15 protein-coding genes, 1 other RNA gene and 1 pseudogene are annotated in these 16,660 nt (G+C 55.1%); 10 read left to right on the forward strand and 7 right to left on the reverse strand.

The window, feature by feature from the left end:
• The first annotated feature begins 28 nt into the window (after nt 1–28).
• The 5 genes from AC3RPL_RS25155 to AC3RPL_RS25175 all read left to right on the forward strand — a co-directional run bounded on the left by AC3RPL_RS25155 (nt 29) and on the right by AC3RPL_RS25175 (nt 6,279).
• The gene (locus AC3RPL_RS25155) at nt 29–1,162 is read left to right on the forward strand and encodes an amidohydrolase/deacetylase family metallohydrolase (RefSeq protein WP_490741968.1); all 1,134 of its coding nucleotides are present in this window, start codon (nt 29–31) and stop codon (nt 1,160–1,162) included.
• Complete coding sequence (locus tag AC3RPL_RS25160) at nt 1,146–2,267, forward strand: DgaE family pyridoxal phosphate-dependent ammonia lyase (protein ID WP_490741969.1); 1,122 nt, start codon at nt 1,146–1,148, stop codon at nt 2,265–2,267. The genes AC3RPL_RS25155 and AC3RPL_RS25160 overlap by 17 nt, the downstream gene beginning before the upstream one ends.
• On the forward strand, nt 2,264–3,004 hold the full coding sequence (gene dagF / locus AC3RPL_RS25165; protein WP_490741970.1) for a 2-dehydro-3-deoxy-phosphogluconate aldolase: 741 nt from the start codon (nt 2,264–2,266) through the stop codon (nt 3,002–3,004). The genes AC3RPL_RS25160 and dagF overlap by 4 nt, the downstream gene beginning before the upstream one ends.
• A gap of 151 nt (nt 3,005–3,155) precedes the next feature.
• Complete coding sequence (locus tag AC3RPL_RS25170; protein ID WP_490741971.1) at nt 3,156–4,301, forward strand: lactonase family protein; 1,146 nt, start codon at nt 3,156–3,158, stop codon at nt 4,299–4,301.
• 67 nt (nt 4,302–4,368) lie between these two features.
• Complete coding sequence (locus AC3RPL_RS25175) at nt 4,369–6,279, forward strand: BglG family transcription antiterminator (RefSeq protein WP_490741972.1); 1,911 nt, start codon at nt 4,369–4,371, stop codon at nt 6,277–6,279.
• Between the two features lie 62 nt (nt 6,280–6,341).
• On the opposite strand, the gene dolP is transcribed toward AC3RPL_RS25175, so the two are convergent.
• The 4 genes from dolP to AC3RPL_RS25195 are packed head-to-tail and all read right to left on the reverse strand — an operon-like array spanning nt 6,342 to nt 9,969.
• Entirely contained in the window at nt 6,342–6,914 is a 573-nt protein-coding gene (gene dolP, locus AC3RPL_RS25180) for a division/outer membrane stress-associated lipid-binding lipoprotein (RefSeq protein ID WP_379892972.1), read from the reverse strand.
• A gap of 9 nt (nt 6,915–6,923) precedes the next feature.
• The gene (diaA, locus tag AC3RPL_RS25185; RefSeq protein ID WP_490741973.1) at nt 6,924–7,514 is read right to left on the reverse strand and encodes a DnaA initiator-associating protein DiaA; all 591 of its coding nucleotides are present in this window, start codon (nt 7,512–7,514) and stop codon (nt 6,924–6,926) included.
• Nucleotides 7,515–7,546: 32 nt separating this feature from the next.
• Nucleotides 7,547–7,939: a YraN family protein gene (locus AC3RPL_RS25190; RefSeq protein WP_490741974.1), complete on the reverse strand. Its 393-nt coding sequence runs from the start codon at nt 7,937–7,939 to the stop codon at nt 7,547–7,549.
• The gene (locus AC3RPL_RS25195) at nt 7,897–9,969 is read right to left on the reverse strand and encodes a penicillin-binding protein activator (protein WP_490741975.1); all 2,073 of its coding nucleotides are present in this window, start codon (nt 9,967–9,969) and stop codon (nt 7,897–7,899) included. The genes AC3RPL_RS25190 and AC3RPL_RS25195 overlap by 43 nt, the downstream gene beginning before the upstream one ends.
• A gap of 62 nt (nt 9,970–10,031) precedes the next feature.
• Between AC3RPL_RS25195 and rsmI the strand changes: the two are divergent.
• Nucleotides 10,032–10,890: pseudogene (gene rsmI / locus AC3RPL_RS25200) on the forward strand (16S rRNA (cytidine(1402)-2'-O)-methyltransferase).
• Between the two features lie 32 nt (nt 10,891–10,922).
• Nucleotides 10,923–11,300, forward strand: an RNA gene (gene rnpB, locus AC3RPL_RS25205) — RNase P RNA component class A.
• Between the two features lie 39 nt (nt 11,301–11,339).
• Here rnpB and AC3RPL_RS25210 read toward each other — a convergent pair.
• Nucleotides 11,340–11,594: a hypothetical protein gene (locus tag AC3RPL_RS25210; protein WP_490741976.1), complete on the reverse strand. Its 255-nt coding sequence runs from the start codon at nt 11,592–11,594 to the stop codon at nt 11,340–11,342.
• Between the two features lie 197 nt (nt 11,595–11,791).
• Here AC3RPL_RS25210 and AC3RPL_RS25215 point away from each other — a divergent pair, with 197 nt between their 5' ends.
• On the forward strand, nt 11,792–13,000 hold the full coding sequence (locus AC3RPL_RS25215; RefSeq protein WP_034939803.1) for an aldose 1-epimerase family protein: 1,209 nt from the start codon (nt 11,792–11,794) through the stop codon (nt 12,998–13,000).
• 187 nt (nt 13,001–13,187) lie between these two features.
• Complete coding sequence (locus AC3RPL_RS25220; RefSeq protein ID WP_490741977.1) at nt 13,188–13,763, forward strand: UPF0149 family protein; 576 nt, start codon at nt 13,188–13,190, stop codon at nt 13,761–13,763.
• Between the two features lie 53 nt (nt 13,764–13,816).
• On the opposite strand, the gene AC3RPL_RS25225 is transcribed toward AC3RPL_RS25220, so the two are convergent.
• Nucleotides 13,817–14,521 carry a pirin family protein gene (locus AC3RPL_RS25225; protein ID WP_490741978.1) on the reverse strand — a complete coding sequence of 235 codons (705 nt, stop codon included), beginning with the start codon at nt 14,519–14,521 and terminating at the stop codon, nt 13,817–13,819.
• A gap of 123 nt (nt 14,522–14,644) precedes the next feature.
• Here AC3RPL_RS25225 and AC3RPL_RS25230 point away from each other — a divergent pair, with 123 nt between their 5' ends.
• Nucleotides 14,645–15,547: a LysR family transcriptional regulator gene (locus tag AC3RPL_RS25230; RefSeq protein ID WP_034939798.1), complete on the forward strand. Its 903-nt coding sequence runs from the start codon at nt 14,645–14,647 to the stop codon at nt 15,545–15,547.
• Between the two features lie 39 nt (nt 15,548–15,586).
• Here AC3RPL_RS25230 and AC3RPL_RS25235 read toward each other — a convergent pair whose 3' ends face one another.
• Complete coding sequence (locus tag AC3RPL_RS25235; RefSeq protein WP_490741979.1) at nt 15,587–16,573, reverse strand: glutathione S-transferase family protein; 987 nt, start codon at nt 16,571–16,573, stop codon at nt 15,587–15,589.
• Nucleotides 16,574–16,660: the final 87 nt, after the last annotated feature.

A 16,660-nucleotide genomic window follows, 5' to 3' on the forward strand; every position in this document is an offset into this window, starting at 1 on the left:
TCTCAATGGATGAATACAGGAGTTTGCCATGTTTGATCTTATCATCCGGCGGGCGCGACTGACGGATGGCGGCCTGACGGATATTGCCATCCTCAAGGGTAAAATTGCCGCGCTGGGCGAGGTGAACGGCAGCGCATTACAGCAGTGCGATCTTCAGGGGCGGTTCTGGTTAAGCGCGGGCTGGATTGACTCTCACGTCCACTGCTATTCGCAGTCGCCGCTTTACCATGACACGCCCGACCGTGTTGGGGTGGAAAGCGGCGTGACCACGGTGGTGGATGCAGGCAGCACCGGGGCTGACGAGGTGGAGCAATTTTATCAGCTCACCCGCAGCGCCCGTACTCAGGTTTATGCGCTGCTGAATATTGCCCGCAGCGGGATTGTCACCCAGAACGAGCTGGCGGATATGCGCCAGATTGACGCTGCTGTCGTGCGCGATGCGCTGGTACGCCTGCCGGAGTTTATTGTGGGTTTCAAAGCCCGCATGAGCAGCAGCGTGACAGGTGATAACGGTATTAAGCCACTGATTCGCGCCAAAGCGATCCAGCGGGAGAACGGCGATCTGCCGCTGATGGTACACATTGGCAACACCCCGCCGGACCTGGATGAGATAGCTGATTTGCTCAGTCAGGGGGATATCATCACCCACTGCTATCACGGCAAGCCCAACCGTATCCTCACCCCAACTGGCACCTTGCGTGCCTCGATCGCACAGGCCTTACAGCGCGGTGTGCGTCTGGACGTCGGTCACGGTAGCGCCAGCTTCAGCTTTGCGGTGGCAGGGGCCGCTATCGCGCAGGGTATTCTGCCGCACACCATCAGTTCTGACATTTACTGCCGTAACCGCCTCAGTGGCCCGGTGCACAGCCTTGCCCATGTGATGTCCAAATTTTTCAGTGTCGGGATGACGCTGCCGCAAATCATTGATTGCGTGACGATCAATGCGGCAGAAGGGCTGCGTCTGCATCAAAAAGGGCGGTTACGGGTAGGCGGCGACGCCGATCTGACTCTGTTTGATTTGCAGGCGGAAAATTGCCTGTTCATTGATTCTGAGGGCGAATCTGTCGCGGGTGAACAACAGCTGATACCGCTGGCCGCGATGGTGGGCGGCAGGTGGTTTATTACCGATGAAGGGAAAAAACAGCATGTCTTCGATTTATGAAAAATATGGCCTGAAACAGGTGATCAATGCCTCCGGCCGTATGACCATTCTTGGTGTCTCCACTCCGGCGGAGGACGTGGTTGAAACCGTGCAGTACGGCCTTAATCACTATTTTGAAATGAAAGATCTGGTGGATAAAACCGGGGCTTATATTGCGGGGCTGCTTGGGTGTGAGGACGCGGTGGTGGTCTCCTGCGCTTCTGCGGGTATCGCCCAGTCGGTGGCCGCAGTGATTGTGCAGGATAACGACTGGCTGCTGGAGAATCTGCACGCTGCACCGCTGACGGTGCCACACGACATCGTGTTGCCAAAAGGCCACAACGTCAACTATGGCGCACCGGTTGGCACTATGGTGACCATGGGTGGAGGACGGCTGGTGGAGGCCGGTTATGCCAACGAATGTTCGGCTGAGCAACTCAGTGCGGCGATGGGCCCGCAGACTGCCGCCGTCCTCTACGTCAAGTCTCATCACTGCGTACAAAAAAGTCATCTCAGCGTGGCTGACGCCGCGCGGGTGGCGCGGCAACACGGTGTGCCGCTGATTGTCGATGCGGCAGCGGAAGAGGATTTACAGTGCTATTACCAGGCAGGAGCCGATCTGGTGATTTACAGCGGCGCTAAAGCGATCGAAGGCCCAACCAGCGGGCTGGTCGTCGGACGTCGGCAGTACGTCAGCTGGGTAAAACGTCAGGCGATGGGCATTGGCCGGGCGATGAAGGTCGGCAAGGAGAGCATTCTTGGTCTGACCCAGGCGATTGAAAATTACAGGGTGCAGGAGAGGGTCTCTGGTGCACAGATGGTGGAAAAAATGACGCCATTTATCAACCAGCTGAACACCCTGCACGGTATCCGCGCCAGGGTGATCTGGGATGCTGCCGGACGTGATATCGCCCGCACGGAAATTCATTTTGATGAAGCGATCATTGGCCGTGCCACCTCTGAAGTGGTACAGGCGCTGAAAACCGGCGATATTGCCATTTACTTTCGTGGCTATAAGGCGAACGAAGGGATGGTGGAAGTCGATGTCCGTAGCGTATCGGCGGAACAGCTGCATACGCTGTTCAGCTGCATCAGTACACTGCTGTCAGGAGCAACAACCTCATGACGCTGACCCCCAAATTTTACCGGGATCGCGTCTGTCTGAACGTGCTGGCCGGTTCGAAAGAGAACGCGCGCGAGGTGTGGCAGGCCGCAGAGGGCTACGTGCTGGTGGGCGTGCTGTCGAAAAACTACCCCGACGTGACGAGTGCGGTGACGGATATGCGTGAGTATGCCCGGCTGATTGATAATGCGCTGTCGGTGGGGCTGGGAGCTGGCGATCCAAACCAGTCTGCGATGGTCAGCGCCATTTCAGCGCAGCTACAGCCGCAGCATGTCAACCAGGTGTTTACCGGTGTGGCAACCAGCCGGGCGCTGCTGGGACAGGAGCAGACGGTGGTTAACGGTCTTATCTCCCCCACCGGTAGTGTGGGAATGGTTAAAATCTCCACCGGGCCACGCAGTGCCAAAGCGCCCGATGGCATTGTGCCAGTGGCAACGGCCATCGCCATGCTGAAAGACTTTGGCGGCAGCTCGGTAAAATATTTCCCCATGGGCGGCCTGCGGGCGATTGATGAGTTCAGCGCGGTGGCAAAAGCCTGCGCGGAGCAGGGTTTCTGGCTGGAGCCAACCGGCGGTATTGATCTGGCTAACTATCAGCAGATTTTGCAGATCGCCCTTGACGCGGGGGTCAGTAAAATCATCCCGCATATCTACAGTTCGATAATCGATAAAGAGACAGGCAATACCCGGCCCTGCGATGTCAGCAGATTGCTGGCGATGACCAGAAGCTTGCTGGATTGAAACCCCGCCGGCGAGCTCCGTATGTTGTTGGCTGCGACCAACGGTTTCTGAATGCAACCCGCCCGGATGAGGCAGGTATGCTGCCGCGACAATCCCCAGGTGTTCCGGCAGCGTCACCTCAGCGGCTTTCACTGATACTGAGAGGAACACTATGCGTTATGGTTCGGTAATCTTCGCGGCGTCTCTGGCTCTGATGGCGACCACGTCCTGTGCGGTGAGCGCACAGTATGCCTGGGTGGGCACCTATCCGCCGAACGCAGAAGGCATTTACCGTTTTCAGGTCAACCCGGCTGATGGGGCGCTGAGTGACAAAACGCTGGTCAGCAGCCAGCTCAGCCCGGCGCAGATGACCATCGATGCACAGGGCAAAACCCTGTACGTCGCCAGTGAAAGCGAAAAAGGTGTGGTGGTGGCGTATGCCATTGCGCGTGACGGCAGTCTGAAAATGCGCAATCAGGTCAGCTCACAGGGGGCGGGGCCGGTGTATCTGTCGCTGACGCCGGACGGTAAATTTTTGCTGGTAGCCAACTACAACAGTGGCAGCATCGCGGTTCTGCCGGTGCAGGCGGATGGCCGACTTTCTGAAGCCAGTGACGCCCGGCAGCATCAGGGACCGGCAGGCGCGACGAAACCGGCGGCGGCGGTTGAGGGCAGCTTTGCCATCAGCGATCATAACGGTCCTCATGCGCACATGATCGCCAGCGATCCCTCCGGCAGATTTGTTTTCTCAACCGATCTCGGGCTGGATCGTATCTGGCAGTATCGTCTGAGCCACAATGGCAAATTGCAGGCCAGCCAGCCTGCGTGGATCGCCGCTTCTTCTGCCGGAGCCGGACCTCGTCATTTTGTCTTTCATCCCGACGGTAAATCGCTCTACCTGATTAATGAAGAAGCGTCGACCCTGACGCATTATCTGTTAAATAGCGATACCGGCACCCTGAGCGAGGGGGCGACCGTTTCAGCCTTACCGGCAGGGTATAAGGGCACCAGTTTCGCCGCTGGCCTGGTGATGGATAAGGCTGGCAGGAATCTGTGGGTGGCTAATCGCCTGCACAACAGCATTGCGCACTTTGCCATTGCGCCTGACGGGTCGCTGAGCCATAAAGACGATGTCTGGACTCGGGGTGACTACACACGCACGCTGAGCCTGTCAGCCGATGGCAGGACGCTCTACGCGGTCAATCAGCGCAGCGATAACATCACGCGTTTTCGCGTGGACCCGGCCAGCGGTGTGCTGTCGTTCAGTGGTGATTACACGGCGGTCGGCGCACCTTCCCAGCTGGTATTCACGCCGTAATCTAGTTCCGGGTGGATAAGCGCCACGTCGCACCACCTTTTCTTGCCTTTTCACCACAGGAACAGCCTTGAGATTCCCAAATCAACGCCTCTCCCAGCTGTTTAGTCTGCTGCAAAACGAAACGCTGCCTCCTGACGAGCTGGCGCGGCGTCTGGCGGTATCGACCCGTACTGTGCGCACGGATATCACCTCGCTGAATGCCCTGCTGGCTGAGCACGGGGTCTGCTTTGTGCTCAGTCGTGGCGCGGGTTATCAAATTAACATTACCGATGCTACCCGCTACGGTCAGTTGCAGCAGCAGTCACCTTCACATTTGCGGATACCGCGCACCTCCGGCGCTCGCGTGCATTATTTGTTGATCCGTTTCCTGACCGCCGCTTTTTCGCTGAAGCTGGAAGATCTGGCGGAAGAGTGGTTTGTCAGTCGTGCGACATTGCAGGGCGATATGGCGGAGGTACGTGAGAGGCTGGCGCGTTATCAACTGGTGATTGAAACCCGGCCGCGCTACGGTATGAAACTGTTTGGCCGTGAAGTGGCAGTGCGAACCTGTCTGACCGAACTGTTGTACCAGATTGCTCAGGAGGATTCCGACGATCCGCTACTCCGGCTGGAAGCGCTGAACAGTGGGATGCTGGAGAGGTTGCACCCGCTGCTTAATCAGTGCTTCAGCCGCTGCAATATTCGTCTGAATGATGACAGTGAACTTTACCTGCGGATTTACTGTGCGGTGGCGGTGCGGCGTATCAGCGAGGGCTATCCGCTGTCTGATTTCAGTGCCGATGATGTCGATCAGGATGTGCACGACGCTGCCCGACAGATTATTCATCTGATGCGACCGCTAACCGGCAAGGTAATTTCACCTGCGGAAGAAGCCTGGCTGCGGGTCAATATCGCGGCAAGAAGGGTTGAGGAGATCGCCCCCAGCGCAATAGGGCCGGATGACGGCGAGTCGCTGGTAAACTATATCCTCAGCTACATCAACAGCCATTACCGTTTCGATCTTCAGAGCGATATGCAATTGCGGGCAGATTTGCTGACGCATATTAAAACGATGATTACCCGCGTGCGCTATCAGATAAACATCCCCAATCCGCTGCTGGCGAATATTAAACAGCACTATCCGATGGCCTGGGATGTGACGCTGGCTGCCGTTTCAAGTTGGGGTAAATACACCCCGTATGCGATCAGTGAGAATGAAATGGGTTTCCTGGTTCTGCATATCGGTGTCGGACTGGAGCGTCATTACAACGTCAGCTATCAGCACCATCCACAGATCCTGCTGGTGTGCGACACCGGCACCTCAACCGTTCGTATGATCCAGACCATGCTGATGCGCAAATATCCGCAGATTGTCATCCGTCATATTATTTCGCTGCGCGAGTATGAGCGGCAGGAAAGTATTGAGGAGGATTTTGTCATTTCCACTGTGAGGTTGACTGAGAAAAATAAACCTGTGGTGGTGATGTCACCGTTTCCGACCGGCTATCAGCTGGAGCAGATCGGTAAACAGGTGCTGGTGGACCGAACCCGTGTCGGAATGCTGGAAAAGTTCTTTGACGCCAGACACTTTTGTATCGTCGATCGCCCAATGGCCCGCAGCACGCTTTTCCGGATGCTCTGCGACCAGCTGGAGGCGGAAGGGGTGGTGGACTGTGATTTTTATCCTTCCGTTGAGGAGCGCGAGGCGATTGTCAGTACCATGCTGGGAGAGGGTATTGCGTTGCCACACTCACTGGGGCTGCTGGCGAAGAAAACCGTGGTCTATACCGTACTGGCACCACAGGGTATCCGCTGGGGAGATGAAACCGCCAGTGTAATTTTCCTGCTGGCTATCAGTAAAAGTGAATATGAAGAAGCGATGGCGATCTACGATCTTTTTGTCACTTTCATGCGTGAAAGGGCAATGACGCGGCTGCGGGACAGTGTGGATTTTGACAGCTTCAGGGCGGTGGCGCTGGATTGCCTTAGCCGGATATAAAGCAGGTCGGGGATGAAAAATCCGTAACCGGGCTGTGCCGGTTACGGATGTCATGAGTGGGACTATTTCAGGATAGTAAAGGCGGTGGTGACATGTTTCACGCCGCTCACACGGCTGGCAATGTCGGCCGCCGCTTTTCCTTCCGCGTCGGTTACCAGGCCTAACAGGAACACTTCGCCATTTTCTGTCGTCACCTTCACATTAGACGATTTCACCTGGTCGCTGGCTAACAGCTGTGAGCGGACCTTGGTGGTGATCCAGGTATCGGAAGATGCCGTGCCAAAACTGGCTTTATCGCTGGTACGAATTTCGTTGTAGACCTCGGTTGCGCCGTCCACGCCCATGGTGATTTGTTTGGCGCGGCTGGCGATGGTGGCGTCAGGGGCCTGACCGGTCAGCAGTACTTTCCCCTGATAGGCGGTAGCAACAATGTGGGCATCGGTTTTGATCTGCTGGTCTTTGGACAACGCATTGCTGACGCGCAGCTCCAGCGTACCATCATCCACCTGAGTGCCCACCGTCCGGGGATCGGAGGCGGTTTTAGTGGCAACGGCTGCGCTGCCAATCACTGCGGCCACGCAGCCCTGTAACATCAACGCGGTAAACACCACGGCAATAGCGGGTAATGCCTTCATTTCGGCTCCTTAAACGTCCTGGTGGGGAAACAAGGTGTTATCGATCAAATCGCACAGGCAGTTCACAGTTAACATATGCATTTCCTGAATTCTTGCGCTGCGGTGTGAGGGGATGCGAATTTCCACATCCTGTGGGCCCAGCAGGCCGGCCAGTTCGCCGCCGTCGTGGCCGGTAAGCGCTATGATGGTCATATCGCGCGTTACCGCTGCCTCCAGGGCTTTTACAATATCGCGGCTGTTGCCGCGTGTTGAGATAGCCAACAGAATATCCCCTGCATTCCCTAACGCACGTACCTGCTTGGCATAGACTTCTTCGTGCAGGCGGTCGTTCCCAATTGCTGTCAGCAGGACATTATCCGCACTCATGGCAATGGCAGGCAGACTCGGACGTTCAGTCTCAAAGCGGTTAATCATCGTTGCTGCAAAATGCTGGGCGTTGGCGCTGGAGGTACCATTACCACAGCTCAGAATTTTGTTACCGTTCAGCAGAGATTGCACCATGGTAATCGCCGCACGGGAAATGGCATCCGGTAACGCTTCTGCAGCGGCGATCTGCGTTTGAATACTTTCGGTAAAACAGACTTTAATTCTTTCCAGCACTTCTTTCACCTGGTCAGTCAATGACAGAGCGGTTACTCCGCCGAAAAAGCATTGGGCAGCCAGTCGGCATTCGCACCGGTTATGGCAACCACATCAAAACGACAGTCTGCCGTTTCCAGACTCTCGCCACGGCGATTAAGCCACAGGGCGGCGGCGGTTAACAGCTTTTGCTGTTTGCTGCGGGTAACGCTGGCCGCGGCACCGCCAAACAGGGCGTTACGACGGTAGCGTACCTCAACAAAAACCCAACATGCTTTATCACGCATAATCAGGTCGATTTCTCCACCGCGAAAACGAACATTGGCGGCGACAAAGCCAAGACCTGACTGTTCGAGTAACTGGCGGGCCTGCCGTTCGCAGGCCGCCCCTGTTTTCAGCCTGTTCAGGAGGCCGGAACGATTTGTCCCTGACGATACTGGCTCCATGTCAACTTCCTGTTGATGACGCAATCCGTGTTGGCGCTCAGGTTGCCGGTTTCGCCTTTAATCTGGAAACCTGACATCTGGCGGATATCGTTAAAGTGGTTAGCCAGCGTCCAGGCATCCACCCCCATCGCATACAGCCTGACCAGCGAATAATCGTTGTTAAAACTCTTCGCTGCCTGCTGTAACAGGGTTGGCTGGCTACCGGTCAGCAGTGGCATATCACTGAATTGCAGGCCTTCCATCTCCAGACGGTAGTCCGGACCGGCCCCCGCCTGGAAACTGCGTGAACTGGCATAGAGTTGTACCATGCTGCGGCTGCTGACGCGCATTGAAATCATCGGTTTAATGAGTGCCATCTCATCCTGGGTTGCCACGATATAGACCGAATCCACATTGCCATCGCTGCCGGAGGCCGCAGGCTGCGGACTGCTGACCGGTGCCGGAATGGTCAGTCCCGCAACCGTCACGCCCTGAGGCTGTTCAGCCTGCGCGGTGATCGGCGTACCGCTCAGGCGCAGACCGGCTCCGCTGTTGATCCCCTGCTTCAGTTCTGAAGTAGAACCAAACTGCTGTTGCAGCACCGTACCGCCACCCAGTTTCTGCCACTCGCTGGCGAACGCTTTGCTGACACGATCGCCCAGTGAACTGCGTGGCACCATCAGCAGCGGTGCGCGTCTGTTCTGCTCCCACATATGATGGGCTGCATCACGCGCTTCGTCTTCAGGAGAAAGCGCAAAATAGCAAAGATTCGGATGGTTCTGTACCGTGCCAGGCTCATTCAGCGCAAGGATATTCAGCGGTGTCTGCACCGTAGCAAGTTGCTCAACATGGTTTTTAAGCAGTGGACCGACCACCAGCGTGGCGCCATCTTTTTGCGCCTGGGCTAACACCTGATCAATGGGCTGAGTGCTGGTGTCATAGACCTGCACCTGAGTGGCGCTGGAGGGGGCGGCTGTTGCAACGGCATTGCTGGCTGGCGTTGCCGGTTGACCCGATACGGTGGCATCTGGCGCGGCTGCGGCAGGTGATGTGGCAGGCGCAGATGAGGGCGCAGTCACCGGATTCGCTTCGCTGCCCGCTGCCGGTGCGGCTGTAGCGGCGGTGTTAACGGCGGCGCTTGCTGGCGTAGCGTTCGCGTCCACAGGCTGAGCCGTTGCCTGGGTCAGCGCGCCATTTTTGGCGTCGTTGAAACCTTTCTGGATAGCGTTCGCAAACACCTGCGCCTGGCCGCTCAGCGGCAGCAGCAGAGCAATTTTACCGGTTGAGGAAGGCTGGAAGTTATGCGCCTGGCTTAGCGCCGTTGGCAGCATTTTTGCCGCCGGATTATAGGGATAGCGTGTCTGCCAGTCGCTGATCCCTGCTTTCAGCATCTCTGCATCGCTGCTGTTAGCGCGATAAACATTCAGCAGATCCAGCCAGCCCTGAAGGGTGTTTTCATCGGCATTAATCACCAGGTTGTTGGTCTGTTCCGCCGGCATCTGCGTCAGAACCTGCCAGGTGGCATCAATATTTTTTTGCCGGTCAGCCGGATTTTGTAACAGCGGTTCCTGGGCGATCCAGGCGCGAAGCACTTCCAGCGAGGGGCGTCCCTCACTTGCTGCTATCTGCAATGCATAGTAGCGGGCCAGTTGTTCTTTCGACAGCTGGCTCTTGTCCGTCTGTTGGAGCAGCTGAGCTGCACCGGGGAAATCACGCTGGGAAATTTTCAGCTCGGCCTGAAGCAGCAGCGCTTCCTGGCGTTGGGTATCGCTCAGTTGCTGAGGTAGTTGGGCCATCTGGTTGTTGGCATCCGGGAACTTCCCTTCTTTTAACAGCGCCCTGATAGCAAGTAATTGCCAGTCAACCTTGTTATTATCTGAACTTTGCTGCATCTGTTGCAGATAATAGTCGGAAGTACCGGACGCCGCGCCCTGAACATTCACCGCAGGTGTCTGTGGGCTTTGGCTGGTACACCCGGCAAAAAACAGGGCGGCCAGCAGAACAGGCATGCAGCGTCCTGCTTTGTTATGAATGACTTTCGAAGGAAGCATACTGTATCCAGTGATGTTTTTTTCAAGATGCTCAATATTAAATCGGTAAACCGGATCAAACAATGAAACAACGCGAAGAGATTTCCGCCAGCACGCTTTACATCGTTCCCACACCGATTGGGTAACCTGGGCGATATCACCCAGCGTGCTCTGGACGTGCTGGCTAACGTCGATCTGATCGCAGCGGAAGATACACGTCATACCGGGCTGTTGCTACAACATTTCTCCATCAATGCGCGCCTGTTCGCATTGCACGATCATAACGAACAGCAGAAAGCGGAAAGCTTGCTGGCGAAGCTGCGCGACGGGCAGAGCATTGCATTGGTTTCTGATGCCGGAACCCCGTTAATTAACGATCCGGGTTACCATCTGGTGCGCCTCTGTCGTGAAGCGAGCATCAGGGTCGTGCCCTTACCGGGTGCCTGCGCGGCGATTACAGCATTATGCGCGGCCGGGCTTCCGTCTGATCGATTCTGTTACGAAGGGTTTCTGCCCGCTAAAAGTAAGAGTCGCTGCGATGTGCTGCGGGCACTGGAGCAGGAGCCGCGCACGCTGATTTTTTATGAGTCCACCCACCGACTGCTGGAGAGTTTACAGGATATGGTCGCGGTGTGTGGGGCTGCGCGCTACGTGGTACTGGCGCGGGAAATCACCAAAACCTGGGAGTCGATTCAGGGCGCGCCGGTGGGGGAATTGCTGGCCTGGGTGCAGGAAGATGAAAATCGCCGCAAGGGTGAGATGGTGCTGATTGTTGAGGGATTTCATGCTGTGGACGATGCGCTACCGCCTGAGGCGCTGCGTACGCTGGCACTGTTACAGCAGGAGCTGCCGCTGAAAAAGGCAGCTCAGCTGACCGCAGAAATTCACGCGGTGAAAAAGAATGCGCTGTATAAGTATGCGCTGGCGCAGCAAGAGGGGTGACAAACCGCGTCGAATACCCTATTATCCGCGCCGAAGCTGACCAGACAGTCGCCGCTTTGTTGCCGTCCTCCTTCGGGGGAGACAGACAAAGGGGAGGAAAGTCCGGGCTCCACAGGGCAGGGTGCCAGGTAACGCCTGGGGGGCGCAAGCCTACGACCAGTGCAACAGAGAGCAAACCGCCGATGGCCCACTTGTGGGATCAGGTAAGGGTGAAAGGGTGCGGTAAGAGCGCACCGCGCGTCTGGCAACAGTTCGCGGCACGGTAAACTCCACCCGGAGCAAGGCCAAATAGGGGTTCACAAGGTACGGCCCGTACTGAACCCGGGTAGGCTGCTTGAGCCAGTGAGCGATTGCTGGCCTAGATGAATGACTGTCCACGACAGAACCCGGCTTATCGGTCAGTTTCGACTCTTTATGTAGACGCCCACAGAAGTCATTCTGTGGGAGTTTTACTTTGTGGATGGGGATGAATGACTGTCCACTCCGCTCTCTGTAAAAGAACGCGGCTTACCGGTCAGTTTCGACTTTTTATGTAGACGCCCACAGAAGTCATTCTGTGGGCGTTTTACTTTGTGCATAAAGTATGCGCCATGAGTCAGAGCGGTCAACGGCTGCGCTTTGGTCAGGGTTCTCGTTGTGCTGGCATAAGCAAACTGAATAACGCCAACCAGCAGCAGGTTATGGCCGTCACGCTGAATCGTCAAAGCTGGCTGGTGTTCCCGCTAACATATCCTTGCTTTGCACCCTCATGTTTTCATCTTGTAATGAGATTGAAATCATACTTTTTGATTTTCTTTACATTTTCGTAGCGCTAAATGAATCCGATCACATTTTTTTCGCTGATTAATCATTAGATTTCAGGGGTTATGCACATAATCGATTCAGCCAAAAGGAAGGACTCATGAAAAAAACGTTGCTGTTATCTACTGTTGCTTTGCTTGTATCCGGTCAGGTTTGCGCTAAAAGCTGGTTGCTGACCAGCGCTGAAAGCGGCACAGAACAAGGAAACTGGCAGGTAACCAGCCAGCAGCTGAAAATCAAAGATCAGACTTTCAGCATTGAGCAAAAAGTACTCCACGGGGGTAAACAGGAAGGCAGTAAAATTATCACCATCACCAGTAAAAACGGTCTGACTATCACCCTCAGCCCCACACGTGGTATGAATTTACTGCATGTGGAAGGGTATGGTGTGCGCATGGGTTGGGATTCGCCGGTGAAAGAGGTGGTTAATCCGGCCTTTATCAACCTGGAAAGCCGTAATGGTCTGGGCTGGCTGGATGGTTTCAACGAAATGGTAGTGCGTTGTGGTTATGAATGGACCGGCCACCCGGTCACCGCTGATGGCCGTATTTACACCCTGCATGGCAAAGTCGGCAACACACCGGCGTCTGAGGTTTCCGTTGAGGTCAGTGAAAAAGCGCCTTACGAAATCCGCATTCGGGGACTGGTAAAAGAGAGCACCTTTAAAAAGGTTGATCTCCAGACCGCTACCGAGCTGAGCTATATTCCCGGCAGCAACAGCTTCAGCCTGCATGACGTGCTGACCAACCATGCCGACTACGCTCACGATTATCAGATTATCTATCACAGCAACTTCGGCACACCCATTCTGGAAGAGGGTGCCCGCTTTATCGCGCCCGTTGAGAGCGTCAGCCCGTTCAACGATTACGCTAAAGCTGGCCTGAAAAACTGGCAGACCTATGCCGGACCGACCAAAGATTTTGACGAAATGGTGTTTAACTTTAAACCCCTCTCTGGTGCCGATAAGCAGACCGTTGCCGCAGTGATCAACAAGGCCGGAGATAAAGGGGCGGCGATCGGCTTCAATACTACTCAGCTGCCGGTGCTGACCATGTGGAAAAATACTGACACGCTTAAGCAGGGCTATGTCACCGGTATTGAACCCGGTACCAGCTATGCCTATCCGGTGACCATTGAGCGTGAACAAAAACGTGTGAAGAAGCTTGAAGCAGGTCAGAGTACCCATTTCGACCTGACCTATACCCTGTTGCACAACGCCAGTCAGGTTGCTGAGGTGGAAAAACGCGTCTCCACCCTTCAGGGATCAGAAGCACCAAAGGTCATTGAAACGCCGATGGCAAAAGAGTAATTCATCTTCATGCCGCGCCATCGGGTGGCGCGGTTCCTCCTCTCCCTCTCTACAAATTTCACTGGTCACACTTTTGCGTTGTTGGCAAAAACCTGCACCATGTCACCATTATCTGAAATCCGGGATACAGGTTGATGGCGATTAACGGGTAAACTCCCTCCATCATAAATTGTTGAGGAGAACCCGGATGAATAGCGGACCACTGGACGAAGATGATCTGGAATGGCTTGATGACCTCCTGCTGAACCACGGAAATGATGATTCTGTCGTGGATGTTTCCGAACTGGACGGTATGTTGACCGCCATCCTCTCAGGCCCCAACCTGCTGCCCACCTCGCGATGGCTGGCCGCATTATGGGGAGATAAAGAGTATCTCATGGACGAGTTTTCTGAAGAGACCATGAAGCGCTTTATTGATCTGGTTTTACAACATATGAACGACATCCGCGATCGGCTTAATGAGGCGCCGGATCAATTTGACCCGATGTTTGGTTTCCGTGAGGTAGAGGGGCAGGAGTACCGGGTTGTGGAAGAGTGGTGCTTCGGCTACATGCGTGGTGTGGCGTTGGATGACTGGTCAACGCTGTCATCAGAGCTACAACCGGCGCTTGAGGTCATTGCTCTGCATGGCAAAGAGGAGAACTTCGCCCAGCTGGACAACATGACGCCGGAGGAGTGGGAAGAGAGTCAGGATGCGATTGGCCCGGCTGCGTTGCAACTGCATCAGCACTGGCTGTCAAAACGTCAGAAAGCGTTACATTAAGCGTGCTGTAGTCGGCTGCGGTTCGGACGAACAGGTCACGCCCTGTTTAAGGTTCACACGGGCAGATCAATGATCAGCGCATGCAGAGACGTCCCGGCCTTTATGGTCACCCTCGGTTCTTCGCGAATAAATGCCCCATCTCCGCACGCCAGTGCTTCGGTTGTGTCCGAAGCGCTGGCAACATGCAGGTTGCCATGAATCGACTGTAAATACGCGCGGGGACCATGCAGCTCAACGGTCTGTGTTTCTCCGCTTTTTAACACCAGATGGTGCACCCACACCTGCTGGCGCAGTTGCAGGCTATGTTCTGCACCGTCCGGCGAAGCCAGCAGCGTGTGAGTCTGTTTTTTTGCCAGCTGTATTAGCTGGAAGGTTTCATTATCACGCTGCGGACAGGCATCCAGCCACAGCTGCATTCTGACCAGCGGCTGCGTTCTGCTCAGATTGCATTCGCTGTAGCTGATACCCGACTGAGCCGACAGCAGCAATGCTTCTCCGGTGCCGACGCAGGCGTGATTGCCTTTACTGTCGCGGTATTCTGCTTCACCCTGCAAAATCAGGTTCAGGACATCAACTCCCGGATAGGTGCGGGCCTGAAAAGAGGCTGCTGGTGCCAGCACTTCATGATTGAGTACGCGCAGGGAAGCGTATCCCAGCAGTCTGGGGTCAAAATAGTGTCCAAAGGAAAAGGTGTAGCGTGCCTGTAGCCAGCCATAATCAGCTTTGCCACACGCCTGCGCGGTGCGACTGGTAATCATCAGAGCCTCCCCTGTTGGTCTGAACCCGACCTTTTATCATAACGTTATGGTAAGTTTCTGGACGTTGGATTGTTAGCCAGTTAATCTGCTCGCTATATTCAAAATTCCTGACAGAGAATGGCCATGGCTAAAGACCGTGCACTGACACTGGAAGCACTGCGGGTGATGGATGCAATTGATCGGCGGGGCAGTTTTGCCGCAGCTGCCGAGGAGTTAGGTCGGGTTCCTTCCGCACTTAGCTACACCATGCAAAAGCTGGAGGAAGAACTGGATGTGGTGCTGTTTGACCGTTCCGGACATCGCACTAAATTCACTAACGTGGGTCGGATGCTGCTGGAGCGGGGTCGCCTGTTATTAGAAGCCGCAGACAAGCTGACTACCGATGCCGAAGCACTGGCGCGCGGATGGGAGACCCATCTCACCATCGTTACCGAAGCACTGGTGCCTTGCGAAATGCTTTTTCCGTTAATCGATAAACTGGCAGATAAAGCCAATACCCAGATTTCGCTGGTTACCGAGGTGCTGGCAGGGGCGTGGGAACGGCTGGAACAGGGGCGGGCGGATATCGTTATCGCGCCGGCTTTGCATTTCCGCACCTCGTCAGAAATTAACAGCCGTAAGCTTTACAGTATGTTAAGTGTTTTTGTCGCCAGCCCGGAGCATCCCATTCATCAGGAACCTGAGCCGCTCTCCGAAGTGACCAGGGTAAAATACCGCGGCATCGCGGTGGCCGATACGGCTCGCGAACGTCCGGTTCTGACCGTACAACTGCTGGATAAGCAGCCGCGACTCACGGTCAGCTCCATTGAAGACAAACATCGTGCCCTGCTGGCTGGCCTGGGAGTGGCTTCAATGCCTTATCCGATGGTGGAAAACGATATTGCCGAAGGTCGGTTGCGAGTGGTCAGCCCGGAATATACGCGTGAAGTTGACATTATCATGGCATGGCGGCGGGACAGTATGGGGGAGGCGAAAGCCTGGTGCCTGCGGGAAATTCCAAAGTTGCTGGCAAAACGGGCAGGTTGATGAATTAGCGGGGCGACGCTGAACGCACCGCCCCTGCACTCAGTCAACATGTCGCTCGCGCCCGTGGGGGTGATCCCAGTTGAAAGCTGGTCCGTCAGAAATTATGCCATAAGGATTAATGGTTTTATGGCTGCGATAATAATGATGACGAATATGGGCCAGATTAACCGTTTCAGCGAGGCCAGGCATCTGGTAAATCTCCCGCAGGAAACCACTCAGGTTTGGATAGTCGCCGATACGCTGCCTGTCGCATTTAAAATGGGTGACATATACCGGATCGAAGCGCACCAGCGTGGTCCACAGCCGTAAGTCAGCCTCGGTCAGGCGGTTGCCGGTCAGGTAGCGATGTTCTCCCAACATTTTTTCCAGCCGGTCCAGCGAATTGAACAGCGCATGAACCGCCTCATCGTAAGCCTGCTGGGTGGTGGCAAAACCCGCTTTATATACGCCGTTGTTCACCGTGTCGTACACCCAACTATTAACCTGATCGATACCGTCACGCAATTCGGGCGGATAATAGTCGCCCGTCAGGGCACCAACTTCATCAAATACACTGTTGAACATCCGCAAAATATCGGCCGACTCGTTGCTGACCAGGGTATTTTGCCGTTTATCCCACAGAACAGGTACGGTGACCCGGCCGCTGTATTGACTGTCAGCCTCCAGATAGACCTGGTAGAGAAAGTCCTTGTGCATCAGTTTATCACCGGTCGCTGCCGCAAAGTCCTGCTCAAAGGTCCAGCCATTTTCCAACATCAATGGATGCACCACCGAGACAGAAATCAGCCTTTCCAGGCCTTTCAGCTTGCGCATAATCAGTGTGCGATGTGCCCACGGGCAGGCGAGGGAAACATACAGATGGTAGCGGTCAGCTTCGGCAGCAAAGCCTGCCACACCAGTTGGACCCGCTTCACCATTCGGCGTCACCCAGTTGCGAAAGGCAGACTCAGAACGCTTGAAGTGTCCGCCGCTGGCTTTCGTGTCATACCATCTGTCGTGCCAGACTCCGTTAATCAACAGTCCCATAATTGTTTCCAAATATCAGAGGCCAGAAAATTTTTTTTACGACGTTAAGCAGTAAATATAACGCATTACTGGAAAGTTTTCTTTTTT

This window comes from Erwinia papayae (genome assembly GCF_058241465.1).

Coding starts and splice junctions, on each gene's coding strand:
- AC3RPL_RS25155 (WP_490741968.1), top strand. CDS start 29: ATGTTTGATCTTATCATCCGGCGGGCGCGACTGACGGATGGCGGCCTG.
- AC3RPL_RS25160 (WP_490741969.1), top strand. CDS start 1,146: ATGTCTTCGATTTATGAAAAATATGGCCTGAAACAGGTGATCAATGCC.
- dagF (WP_490741970.1), top strand. CDS start 2,264: ATGACGCTGACCCCCAAATTTTACCGGGATCGCGTCTGTCTGAACGTG.
- AC3RPL_RS25170 (WP_490741971.1), top strand. CDS start 3,156: ATGCGTTATGGTTCGGTAATCTTCGCGGCGTCTCTGGCTCTGATGGCG.
- dolP (WP_379892972.1), bottom strand. CDS start 6,914: ATGAAGGCATTACCCGCTATTGCCGTGGTGTTTACCGCGTTGATGTTA.
- AC3RPL_RS25190 (WP_490741974.1), bottom strand. CDS start 7,939: ATGGAGCCAGTATCGTCAGGGACAAATCGTTCCGGCCTCCTGAACAGG.
- AC3RPL_RS25195 (WP_490741975.1), bottom strand. CDS start 9,969: ATGCTTCCTTCGAAAGTCATTCATAACAAAGCAGGACGCTGCATGCCT.
- AC3RPL_RS25215 (WP_034939803.1), top strand. CDS start 11,792: ATGAAAAAAACGTTGCTGTTATCTACTGTTGCTTTGCTTGTATCCGGT.
- AC3RPL_RS25220 (WP_490741977.1), top strand. CDS start 13,188: ATGAATAGCGGACCACTGGACGAAGATGATCTGGAATGGCTTGATGAC.
- AC3RPL_RS25225 (WP_490741978.1), bottom strand. CDS start 14,521: ATGATTACCAGTCGCACCGCGCAGGCGTGTGGCAAAGCTGATTATGGC.
- AC3RPL_RS25230 (WP_034939798.1), top strand. CDS start 14,645: ATGGCTAAAGACCGTGCACTGACACTGGAAGCACTGCGGGTGATGGAT.
- AC3RPL_RS25235 (WP_490741979.1), bottom strand. CDS start 16,573: ATGGGACTGTTGATTAACGGAGTCTGGCACGACAGATGGTATGACACG.